The organism is Paraglaciecola sp., assembly GCF_030730205.1.
Lineage (GTDB): Bacteria > Pseudomonadota > Gammaproteobacteria > Enterobacterales > Alteromonadaceae > Paraglaciecola.
The window spans coordinates 1-10979 of record NZ_JANQVQ010000222.1; the positions used below are offsets into that span (position 1 = coordinate 1).

Here is a 10979-nt window from a genome sequence, read left to right on the forward strand (position 1 = left end):
AATGCCGGCGGCGCAGTAACTCAAACGGCTGCGGCCACTGTTATAGGTTCAACGACCGTCAATGCAGGCTCGAATGCCGTCACCCTGACGCAAGCAGGTAATGACTTTAATAGCGTTGCTGCTACTGGTTCTGATGTATCAATTACAGACATAAATGGCGTCGTTTTGGGTTCAACCAATGCTTTGAATTTGAATGTAAGTGTTGGTGGTCCGATTTCACAATCTCTTGAAAGCTCTCTTCAAGTTGAAAGTGATACCACTCTTGTTTCAGTTACAGATATCGATTTGCCAAACCTTAATAACAATTTTGGTGAAAATGTCTCAGTAACTGGAGAAGACGTAACATTGGGCTCTAATAATTTAATTCAAGTTGCAGAGCCTAATGTTAGGAGCTTGACTTTACTCGGGGGCCCTAACGTTGTTGAGCCTGAACAGCCGACTATAGACGTAGTCGATCGTGAAGCAGCTATAGCAAATGCCAACCGTTTGAACTTATCTGAGATGCAACCTTCGACAGCCAACCGTGACGCCTTTATGTTATTCGAAGATGAAAATAATTCTTTAACTTTCATGGTGACAACTGGACAGCAAGTTCTTCCTGGGCAAGTTTTTGTTGTTGATGGCGGCATCAATTTGCCTAATGAGTTGAGTGAAGAAGAATGATAAGAACTGTTAATTTCAAATTTAAAAAGGATATTGCGATGTTAAAACGACATCCACTTGTTGCTGCATTGATTGGGTTAGGCCTTTCACTGCCGACCCTAGCAATAGCAGCCTTGCCGGCAGTTGCCCCCGATGCCGGCCGCCTAACGCGCGAACTGCAACAGCCTGTTGAAGCCCCACGTCCCGGTGTCTCCATTACGCTACCAACCCCTGGCAGTGATGTAGTACAACCTGGCGGCCCTCAGATCACCTTAAATGCCGTTGCGTTTAGTGGCAACACGGGTTTTAGCCAACAACAGCTGATTCAGGTCATTCAGCCTGCACTGGGTAAACCCCATGATTTGGCTGGGCTATATCAACTAGCCGATCAGATTTCGATGTTTTATCGCAGCAAAGGCTACAGCTTTGCTAAAGCCTTTGTGCCGGAAAATGGTTTTCAAAATGGCACACTGACCATTACCGTGGTGGAAGGTCGATATGGTCGCGTTACCGCCGAGGCTGATAGCCCAGCTCGCAGTGCGCAGGCGCAACGGTTTTTAAGTCCATTAAAAACCAACACCCCAATTTACGCCGCAGCCTTAGAACGTCAGATCTTAATTCTGGATGATCAGCCAGGTTATGACGTACTACCCATTATTAAACCAGGACAAATGGTTGGTACTGGTGACCTGCACGTTAAGCTGACACGCCAGCCGCTGATTCGTGGCTCAGTGAGTCTCAACAACCATGGCAACCGCTACACCGGTTATGTGCAAGCTCGAGCCAATGTGCAGGTTAATAGCCCACTGATGGTCGGTGATCAATTAAGTGTGTCATTACTCACCAGTGACAAAGACCTACGCTCAGGCTCACTCAATTACAGTCTACCCCTTGGGGCCAATGGTCTACGGGCAACCGCAGGTTATAGCTATACCGAATACCGTTTGGCACGCGAGTTTGCCAACTTGCAAGCCACGGGTGAAGCACAAACCACCTCATTGGGTTTGAGTTACCCCTTGCTCCGTTCGCGGAATACCAATGTCAACCTGTCGGTTCAAGGTCAGCACAAACGCTTTTTTGATGAACAACGTTCGGTTAACGCTCGTCAATCCCGTGCCAGCGACAGTGGTGTGGCACAACTAAGCTTTGATCGCCTAGATCAGTACGGCATCAGCTATGGTCAAGTGGAATGGACCATGGGTCGTATCAAAACCGGACAGCCAGACCTCGGTCGTGTTAATGGCAGCTACTCACGCCTTAATGCAGATTTGGTTCGTTTGCAGCGCCTGAGCAATACCTTAAGCCTGTATGCCCGCATGAATGGCCAAAAAGCCCGTCGTAATTTAGACAGCTCCGAGAGTTACTCACTCGGTGGTCCTTTTGCAGTGCGTGCTTACCCCACCGGCGAAGGTACTGGTGATGAAGGTGCCTTTGGTCAAGTGGAGTTGCGCTTACGCATGACAGAAAACGTGTCGCCGTTCTTATTCTACGACGGTGGACGTGTACGCACCGAACAGAATCCTATAGCGGTGGGTAAAAACAATCGCACATTATCGGGTGCCGGTATTGGTGTGCGCTACCAGGCTGGTCGTTTCAATTTGGAATCCATCATTGCCCGTCGTTTAGTCGGTGGTGACCCTGAGAGTGACCCGCGTGATGGCCAATATACGGGCTGGCTCAGTGTGGGATATGCGTTTTAAGTTTTATGTTTAGACTTGAATAAGGGGAAGGTCTTTGGTTTTCGTTAAAGGCCTTCCTCATCAAACTCAGTGATTCATTGAAATAAACATCGCACCAACGAACATAAACCTGCCAATGGCAGGTTTATGTTCGTGGTAACCCAAAAAGACTCATGAGGTTTTTACACCTAAATTAAGGTTTCACTCACGACGACTGTGACGAATTTGGGTTTTGACGTCGTATTTGAGAGAAATTCTACTTCTGAATCCGATTAATTTCTGGGGGGATTACCCAGGCACAACTATTTCTAACGAATCATGCTGCAGTATCTAACCTATTCAATCTTGGAAGACACCTAACTTCAGCTAGTCATTATCGACGCAGTAGCACAGCTACGTTCGCAGTGTGGAGAGCAGTGGTTGCTTAAAGGCGTAAAGGTCAACTATTGCTGAGCTAAGAAGTTAACTTGTCAGTACCGTTGCATTTTCTGTATTGGACGGGAGGCATAACAAACCAGCGTTTGAAGGCTCGTCTGAAACTTGCAGTATCGTGATAGCCAAGCAGCAAAGCGATAGCCTCTACGGACAGTTGAGTATCACGTAAATAGGTAGCTGCCCGTCGGGATAAAATTTCGTCTCGTACTTGCCGAAAACTACTATTTTCCTCTTTAAGTTTACGCGAAAGAGTGCGTTTTCCCATGAATAAGGCTGCAGCGGCTTCTTCTTCGCATAGAGCTCCAGTAGGGTGTGAAAGCATTAATTTTTTGACTAGTGTCTGATAGTTCGGTTTATGGTTTTGAAGTCGCGCAAGCATGAGCTCGCACTGCTTAAATGCTAGGCGATAGTTTTCATTATTGGCTGAGGCGTTTGCTACTCTGCACAATGCCATTGGGAAAGTAAGCTTTAATTGAGCGCAACCAAAATGAATAGATCCCGGCAAATAGTCCGAGTAGAAATCCTGATACGGGGGTGGGGGATGGCGAAAATAGACATCTGTCTCATATAAAGGGCTACCTACGATGAACTCGCCAATTTCGAAAAATGATTTGATGACTGCCTCCGCTAGGCACCTTTCAATATCTTCATCAAGCTGTACCTGAAAGCTAGCTATGCACTCAAGACGATCGTCAATCTGATGTAAGTGTAATTCAATAAAGCTTGCTCGCGTGGGAAGGAATGCTTGAAACGCTTGTAGTGCGGAGAGAAGGTCTGGGCTGCTGTAAGCGACCACGCCGACTACACCGTGCGTTGCAGGGGTTAGTCGCGAACCAAGTCGGAGTCCAAATCCAGATCTTTCAGATAGCGTTAGTGCATTTCGTAGAATTAGGATCTGCTGATGTACGGAGAGGAGGCTGTCCTCAATTAGAAACTGTTTAACGTTGAGACCTGTTCCGCATAGCAGCTTTGGCAATTGCCGTGCTGATAAGCCAAGTTCACGAGCGATCAGTCGCGAGTAACTTGATTGAATGTCGGCTTCGGAGGTTTGATTTCCTCTCTGCGGTGGCTTTATAGCCATAAGCTCTTCTCAGAATATTCCCTAAATTGTCTTGAAATGTCCCTGTTATGTCAAGAAATGTCCTCGCTTGCACATCGGGTTACCGACAAGCTAAGCCTCAAACAACATATGGTTAAGAGAGTAGCAGTGAGCAAAATAATCTTTATTGAGCGTGACAACACCAGACATGTCGCAGAGTTTGAGGCTGGAACAACGCTGATGCAAATTGCCTTAGATAATGCTGTTCCCGGTATTGATGGAGATTGTGGTGGGGAGTGCGCTTGCGGTACCTGTCACATGGTTATTGCAGATGAGTGGTTCGGAAAGACAGGGGCTGTCAACGATGCTGAGGAGCAGATGCTTTCGATGACTCCAGAGCGAGCTAGGACATCGCGGCTGGGTTGCCAGGTCAAAACCTCTGAGGATATGGACGGTTTAATTATTAAGTTGCCAGAATTTCAAATGTGAGCGCGGAGGTCACCATGTCATCGAACTCAAGTACACAAGATGCAATTCAAACAAAAGTGATAAATGTCACATCCAAATTAGTGCCTATGCATCTGCAGATTAAGGCTCTGAAGATATTAATGAAGGTTAAGAAGAAGGCCCTAGGTTCGTCGCGCCCTCAAGTAAATTTTGTCGAAGCGACTTTGCCTGACGTTGACAGCTTGGCGATCGAGGACATCGACACCAGCAACCCTTTCTTGTATCGACAAGGTCAGTCGGATGCTTATTTCAAGCGACTTCGTGATGAAGCTCCAGTGCACTATCAGAAAAATAGTCAGTTCGGTCCATTTTGGTCGGTGACGCGCTATGAAGATATTTTGTTCGTAGACAAAAATTACGAGCTTTTTTCTTCCGAGCCACAAATTGTTTTGGGTGATCCCCCAGAAGGGCTATCGGTAGAAATGTTTATCGCCATGGATCCGCCCAAGCATGATGTGCAACGTCGGGTAGTTCAAGGTGTGGTAGCGCCGCAGAACTTGAAGGAAATGGAAGGGTTGATCCGCAGTCGCGCCTGCGAGGTGCTCGACAGTTTGCCTCTAGGCGAGCCTTTCAATTGGGTTCCTACCGTATCGAAAGAGCTGACGGGGCGTATGCTTGCTACGCTGCTTGACTTCCCTTATGAGGAGCGTCACAAGTTAGTAGACTGGTCGGATCGATTGTCTGGCGCATCATCGGCGACCGGTGGTGAATATACCGATGAAGATAACATGTTTGATGCTGCTGCTGAAATGGCGTGGTCTTTTTCTAGACTTTGGCGCGACAAAGAAGTGCGCCGTGCTGCCGGCGAAAACCCCAGCTTTGATTTAATTAGCATGCTGCAGAGTAACGAAGAAACAAAGGATTTAATTAATCGTCCAATGGAGTTTATTGGGAATTTAGCCTTACTTATTGTTGGTGGTAATGACACTACTCGTAATTCCATGAGTGGCGGTGTGCTGGCCTTAAATCAGTTCCCTGAAGAGTTCGCTAAATTAAAGGCGAATCCAGAGCTGATACCAAATATGGTCTCTGAAATAATTCGCTGGCAAACTCCACTTGCAAATATGCGCCGGGTTGCTACGAAGGATGTGGAGCTGCGTGGTCAAACTATCAAGAAGGGCGATCGCGTGGTGATGTGGTATGCCTCAGGGAATCGGGACGAACGTAAATTTGAAAATCCTGAACAACTTATTATTGATCGAAAGGATGCGCGCAATCATATTTCTTTTGGTTACGGTATTCATCGTTGCATGGGTAACCGTCTAGCCGAATTGCAGCTGCGTATTCTGTGGGAGGAGCTGCTCAAGCGTTTTGATAATATTGAGGTTGTCGGTGAGCCGGAGCGTGTGCAGTCTAACTTTGTGCGGGGCTACTCCACGTTGATGGTTAAACTGACAGCAAAAAGTTAATGATCAGTCAGACCAAGATGACGCCTGAACAATTCGACTATGTGGTTGTAGGCGCTGGCTCAGCTGGGTGCGTCCTTGCTAATCGACTCTCTGAGTGTGGTCGTTATTCAGTGTTATTACTGGAGGCTGGACCCGAGAGCAGAAAAAATCCTTTTGTAAGCATGCCGCTGGGCTTTCTGCAGCTAATGTTCAGTCGTCGTTTCAATTGGCAGTTTAACACTGAGCCGCAGAGACACATGTATGGCCGAGCGTTGTTTCAACCTCGAGGTAAGATGCTCGGAGGTTCCAGTGCTATCAATGCTCAGGTTTATATTCGCGGACATGCATGGGACTATGATGAGTGGGCTAGGCTAGGATGCGATGGATGGTCGTATGCTGATGTACTGCCATATTTTCGCAGATCTGAGCATTTCGAGCCGAAGTCGAACTCGAGCAATGTTGCATATCATGGTAGAGCTGGTCCGCTTAATGTTGCAGAGCGTCGCTATACAAACCCGCTTAGTAGGGTGTTTGTTGAGGCTGCGAAGCAGGCGGGGTATCGGCATAATGAGGATTTCAACGGCAGAGAGCAGGAGGGCGTAGGCTTTTACTACACCTATCAGAAGGATGGCGAGCGATGCAGTAATGCGCGAGCTTATCTCGAGCCTGCCGCAGGTCGTAGTAATTTAACTATTCGTAGTGAGGCGCATGTTACGCGTGTGTTGCTTGAGTGTTCCCGAGCAGCCGGTGTTGAGTATCAGTGTTCGACAGGGATGGTACAGGTTCGTGCCGGCCGCGAGGTGATTCTTTGCGGAGGTGCCTTCAACTCTCCGCAACTACTTATGCTATCTGGAATCGGCCCGCGCGACGAGTTGTCTCGGCACGGCATCGAAATACGGCATGCGCTAGAGGGTGTTGGACAGAACCTGCAAGATCATATTGATGTATTCATGCGTGTTAGAGCCCTCAGCCGCCTTGGTATCTCCATGCATCCCAGCTACTGGCTCAAGGGAATGCGGGCGCTACTGCAATATTTGACCGGGCGGCGCGGTGTACTGACAAGCAACGGTGCCGAGGCCGGCGGGTTTATCCGCTCTCGCCCTGAGGAGTCCATACCCGACCTGCAATTGCACTTCGGCCCTATGTTGTACGCTGATCATGGCCGGGACTTTAAGACGGCGATGAGTGGTTATGGCTATATCGTCATGATTTACGGGCTTAGGCCATTATCGCGTGGTCGCGTTGGTTTACACAGCGCAGACCCGCTCCAGGCACCGCTGATCGACCCTAACTATATGGCTGAGACTGCCGACGTTGAGCAGTTGGTTCGTGGCGTTCATCTGGTGCGCAAGATCTTAGCTCAGCAAGCGCTCGAGTCGCACCATGATGTCGAGATTTCGCCTGGGTCTGCGTTGAGGAGTGATGATGATCTGGCTGAATGGGTGAGGACTAGCGGTGAGTCGGCCTATCACCCTGTAGGCACTTGCAAGATGGGGGTAGATGCAATGGCGGTAGTAGATCCGCGTTTGCGAGTCTATGGACTGCAAGGCTTGCGAGTGGTTGATGCTTCCATCATGCCAACTTTGGTTGGTGGTAATACGAATCAGCCGGCAACGATGATCGCTGAGAAAGGGGCCGTTATGATCCTTGAAGATGCCAAAACTACTGGCAGCTAAATGGCATGTAATAAATGTACTGGAGGTTTATGACCCTTACCTCCTCAAGTTTTGTTATGGAGAGTCATATGAGTGCGATATCCATGTATTTGCATGAGAGAAAACGATTTTTAATTCAGTCGGTTTGCCTCTTTTGGGATCAGGTTGCAACTGGCGATGGTTATGTAGCTCAGGCATTGGTTGCAGTGTACAAGCCTGCACACTTTAAGCAGGTGGCCTGATGCAAGTTTTCGGATCAGGTGACATATTGGGTGCTAGCGACACTGCCTCTCAAATAAAGCACTGCCACAGGCCAGGTTTGCACTGTGGCAGCTCGGCAATTCGTGATCTGCTGGAGTTTCATGGTCTTGAGCTAACAGAAGCTTTCTGCTTTGGATTGGGGGCTGGCTTAGGTATTACCTATGTTGAAATTCCGGACTCGGCCACACCATTTATTGTCCATGTGCGCTCAATGGGTTTTGAGGAGAGTGTTTTTAACACGCTGGAAGTGCCGTTTACTTGGTCGAGCTATCGGGACAAGAGTGCGGCTACTGCAGATCTATATAAGGCTTTGAGTGATGGGGTGCCGGCATTGCTGCTCACAGACATTTACCACTTGCCTTACTTCGGAAGCAGCACTCATTTCCCTGGTCATGCCATAGTGGCTTGGCAGCTAGATCAGACGTGTGACGAAGTGTTGGTCAGTGATACTGAGCGCCCTGGGCTGATATCTGTGCCGTCAGCCAGTCTTGCCGATGCACGCTTTTCAACGTCACCACCATTTATTCATTATGGCAACCTTTTTGCTCCGCGAACTTTGAAGGTAACAGTCAGTGCTGAGCAAGTTAGGACTGCTATCATCAATAATGCTCGAGCGCTTGCCGAGGGCAGTCGTAATAGTGGCCTTTCGGCGCTAGATACTTGGATTGAGTCACTGCCCCGCTGGCAAGCGGAGGAAAACTGGCGTTGGCTATTGCGCTTTGCTTATCAGGTAATCGAGAAGCGTGGCACTGGCGGCTCCGGCTTCAGGGCTATGTATGCTGATTTTCTATTAGAGGCCGGTGCGATATTGCCGGCAGTTCATGCTGCGAACCTAGTGGAGTTGATGCGGTGTTCTGCCGCAGCGTGGTCGGATCTTGCTGCTTTATTGAAGGTGTCGTCGGAGTTGGATGTATTTCCTATTCATGAAATTGTGGCTGCAATTATTCGTGTCAAGTTGCATGAAACTCAGTATGTGCAGCAGGTAATGAGCAGACTGTAGTGCGGTCGGCCTCCATTTTGCATTGCTGGAAACTGCCTATGCCCTAAAGGCTCAAGGGTGTCATATCTATTAATCAACCAGTAGTAAGTGCGCGCGTGCGGTGGCAATCGGGCGGGATTCACTTTCCTGCCAGCAACGCACACTGATAGCGGCTACGCGGCTTCCCATGCGAGCTACATCACAAGTAGCCCAGCAATCCTTTGCTTGTGCTGAACGCAAATAGTCTACTGAAAAGTCAATAATCTTGGGGAGGCGTGGCTGGCGCTCGGATACAATAACTTGAATGAGTCCAGCAGTTTCCATCAGGGCGCCAATAACTCCGCCATGTAGAGCAGGTAGCATGGGGTTGCCGATGATTTCCGTGCGAAAGGGCAGATGGAAGCGCAGGAGGGCGGATGTATTATCTGTGGGGCTTTTCACGCGGATACCAAGATGGTTGATATAGGGAATAGAGTCCAGTAAGGACTGATACTGACCGGCACTAACGGCCTCAGCAATCAATGTGATCTGCTTGCTTTTCATGATCAATCCTCGATTGTGCTGATAGTGCGGTCGCCGGTGCGTTTGCCGCAATAAAAGGTGCCGGTAGCAATGGCACAGATCTCATTGCTACCTTCTAATCGTAAGGTGCAACGAGTGAAGGCGACCTGTCGAGCTAGGCGGTAGCAAGTGGCATGGGCAATAAGGTCGTATCCAGCCTGCGTCGGGCGTAAATAGTCGATGCGCAAATCCAATGTAGCAATTGATGTGAGTTCGTTAAGTGCGCAAAACACAGCCATGCCAGAAGTGGCATCTGCCAGGCTGTAGAGAACGCTACTGTAAATCCAATCTCTTTCAGAGTCCCCAATAAGTAGGTCGCGGTAGGGAAGTCGCATGGTGGCAGATGAGTCTCTCAGAGACTCTACCAACATGCCGAGATCGCGGTTGTGGGGGACGTTATCTGAGAATTGTTTCGCTGCTTTGATAGCCGAGATAGCGGAAGGCGGAATTTGATAAGAGTCGCTATCTGATGGGGTAAATACATTCATGAGTGGCTTCTGAGTGATAAGAGATGATGCGCAAGCTCTTGTTCGCATGCAGGAATATAGATTTTCGAACATACTACACCAGTATTTGGTTGGTTGACCAAACTAACTCCATATCATTTTGATTTGTACTACCTCCTAAGTCGAAGCCTCTTAAAGAATGAATTGTTGATCGTAGGAGCAATAGGCCTCATGTGGGGCAAGGTTTATGGTGAGTAACTATTCTTGATTGAAAGACATCTGATACAGTTCGAAAGGCGTAAATAATGAGGTGTGTGTGAGTACAAAGCGACCAATTAAGCAAGTTGATCAGTTAGGAAGAGAGGTAGTACTAACCTCGGCTGCCCGTCTTTTCAGAGATCAAGGGTATGAGCGAACGACGGTTAAAGAGGTTGCTAAGGCTTGCAATATGCTTCCGGGTAGCTTGCATTACCGCTATCAAACTAAAGAGGCTATTTTAGTTGATCTTATGCGCCTAGGCTTAGAGCGAGCGACGCTGGCAGTAACAGAAGCTTGTGTAAACGTGAGTGATCCTGTTGAGCAATTGCGCAGAAGTATTAATGCTCATTTGAAAATGCTGGTGACTGGCTCCGATATGGTTTACGTGTTGCTTTTTGAGTGGCGCTCGCTTCGTGGGGCTGCGCGTAAAGAAATGATTGAGTTGCGCGATCGTTATGAGGCTCTTTGGGGCGCAATGTTATCGTTACTGGCACAGAAGGGTGCTATTCGCAAAGACGTAGACTTGAACTTATTGCGCCTCATTGGTCTTGGTGCATTAAATTGGGTTGCTACTTGGTTTAATGAGAATGGACGCTATTCGTTAGAGGATATCGGTGACTTTGTCTGGCTAGTCATAAATAGCGTGCTTGTGGTGCCTAGCGAAAAGTCCTGACAAGTTAACGGGTTGGCAAGTCACTCAATTCACTGGGTCAGGTTAGTTATTTCTAACTAGCCATGCTGCAGTATCTAATCTCTTCAATCTAGGTAGACACCTAACCACAGCAAGTCACTATCGACGCAGTAGGACAGCTGCGTTTGCAACGTGGAGAGCGGTAGTTGCGTAGCGATGTTCAGGTCAACTATTGCTGAGTGTAGAAGTTAACTTGTCAGTACTCTTGCAACTGATGCAGTTGCTAGTCAGCACCTCTGTGAAGCAGAATTTCTATGATGTATGTCAATAAATGTCCTATCTATGTCAATAGATGATCCCTCTATCGGCGGATTGACTGGCTAGGATAGGTATCTGTTGGATATCGAAGCTGATGCCATCAGTTTAATTGCTTGTATTAAATATAAGGCTTCAATAATAAAAAGGAAAAAGCACATGAACAAACTGATTCTTCCTGCA

The 10979-nt window shown here is 48.1% G+C and carries 10 protein-coding genes; 7 read left to right on the forward strand and 3 right to left on the reverse strand.

Annotated elements, in window-relative coordinates; all coding sequences use genetic code 11:
* The coding region (locus tag NWQ57_RS14885; RefSeq protein WP_306022951.1) for a hypothetical protein at window positions 1-663 on the forward strand (663 nt) is incomplete at its 5' end.
* A gap of 38 nt (window positions 664-701) precedes the next feature.
* On the forward strand, window positions 702-2342 hold the full coding sequence (locus NWQ57_RS14890) for a ShlB/FhaC/HecB family hemolysin secretion/activation protein (protein WP_306022952.1): 1641 nt from the start codon (window positions 702-704) through the stop codon (window positions 2340-2342).
* A 433-nt stretch (window positions 2343-2775) separates the two neighbouring features.
* On the opposite strand, the gene NWQ57_RS14895 is transcribed toward NWQ57_RS14890, so the two are convergent.
* Window positions 2776-3837, reverse strand: a complete 1062-nt coding sequence (locus NWQ57_RS14895) for an AraC family transcriptional regulator (protein WP_116208063.1) — start codon at window positions 3835-3837, stop codon at window positions 2776-2778.
* 126 nt (window positions 3838-3963) lie between these two features.
* Between NWQ57_RS14895 and NWQ57_RS14900 the strand changes: the two genes are divergently transcribed.
* From NWQ57_RS14900 to NWQ57_RS14915, 4 genes are all read left to right on the forward strand, one after another.
* The gene (locus NWQ57_RS14900; RefSeq protein WP_116208173.1) at window positions 3964-4284 is read left to right on the forward strand and encodes a 2Fe-2S iron-sulfur cluster-binding protein; all 321 of its coding nucleotides are present in this window, start codon (window positions 3964-3966) and stop codon (window positions 4282-4284) included.
* 14 nt (window positions 4285-4298) lie between these two features.
* Window positions 4299-5711, forward strand: coding sequence for a cytochrome P450 (locus tag NWQ57_RS14905; RefSeq protein WP_306022953.1), 1413 nt, complete (start codon window positions 4299-4301; stop codon window positions 5709-5711).
* Window positions 5711-7366, forward strand: a complete 1656-nt coding sequence (locus NWQ57_RS14910) for a GMC family oxidoreductase (RefSeq protein ID WP_306022954.1) — start codon at window positions 5711-5713, stop codon at window positions 7364-7366. Before NWQ57_RS14905 ends, NWQ57_RS14910 begins: the two co-directional genes overlap by 1 nt.
* A 220-nt stretch (window positions 7367-7586) precedes the next feature.
* Entirely contained in the window at window positions 7587-8606 is a 1020-nt protein-coding gene (locus NWQ57_RS14915) for a BtrH N-terminal domain-containing protein (protein ID WP_306022955.1), read from the forward strand.
* A 69-nt stretch (window positions 8607-8675) separates the two neighbouring features.
* On the opposite strand, the gene NWQ57_RS14920 is transcribed toward NWQ57_RS14915, so the two are convergent.
* Window positions 8676-9128, reverse strand: a complete 453-nt coding sequence (locus NWQ57_RS14920; RefSeq protein ID WP_306022956.1) for a PaaI family thioesterase — start codon at window positions 9126-9128, stop codon at window positions 8676-8678.
* Window positions 9129-9130: 2 nt separating this feature from the next.
* A complete protein-coding gene (locus NWQ57_RS14925; protein ID WP_306022957.1) occupies window positions 9131-9682 on the reverse strand; it encodes a PaaI family thioesterase in 552 nt (183 codons plus the stop codon).
* 226 nt (window positions 9683-9908) lie between these two features.
* Here NWQ57_RS14925 and NWQ57_RS14930 point away from each other — a divergent pair, with 226 nt between their 5' ends.
* Complete coding sequence (locus NWQ57_RS14930) at window positions 9909-10523, forward strand: TetR/AcrR family transcriptional regulator (RefSeq protein ID WP_306022958.1); 615 nt, start codon at window positions 9909-9911, stop codon at window positions 10521-10523.
* Window positions 10524-10979 lie beyond the last annotated feature (456 nt).

What these genes read in the sequence shown, in the direction of transcription:
- NWQ57_RS14890 (WP_306022952.1), top strand. Translation starts at nt 702, where the DNA reads ATGTTAAAACGACATCCACTTGTTGCTGCATTGATTGGGTTAGGCCTT.
- NWQ57_RS14895 (WP_116208063.1), bottom strand. Translation starts at nt 3,837, where the DNA reads ATGGCTATAAAGCCACCGCAGAGAGGAAATCAAACCTCCGAAGCCGAC.
- NWQ57_RS14905 (WP_306022953.1), top strand. Translation starts at nt 4,299, where the DNA reads ATGTCATCGAACTCAAGTACACAAGATGCAATTCAAACAAAAGTGATA.
- NWQ57_RS14910 (WP_306022954.1), top strand. Translation starts at nt 5,711, where the DNA reads ATGATCAGTCAGACCAAGATGACGCCTGAACAATTCGACTATGTGGTT.
- NWQ57_RS14915 (WP_306022955.1), top strand. Translation starts at nt 7,587, where the DNA reads ATGCAAGTTTTCGGATCAGGTGACATATTGGGTGCTAGCGACACTGCC.
- NWQ57_RS14920 (WP_306022956.1), bottom strand. Translation starts at nt 9,128, where the DNA reads ATGAAAAGCAAGCAGATCACATTGATTGCTGAGGCCGTTAGTGCCGGT.
- NWQ57_RS14925 (WP_306022957.1), bottom strand. Translation starts at nt 9,682, where the DNA reads ATGCGAACAAGAGCTTGCGCATCATCTCTTATCACTCAGAAGCCACTC.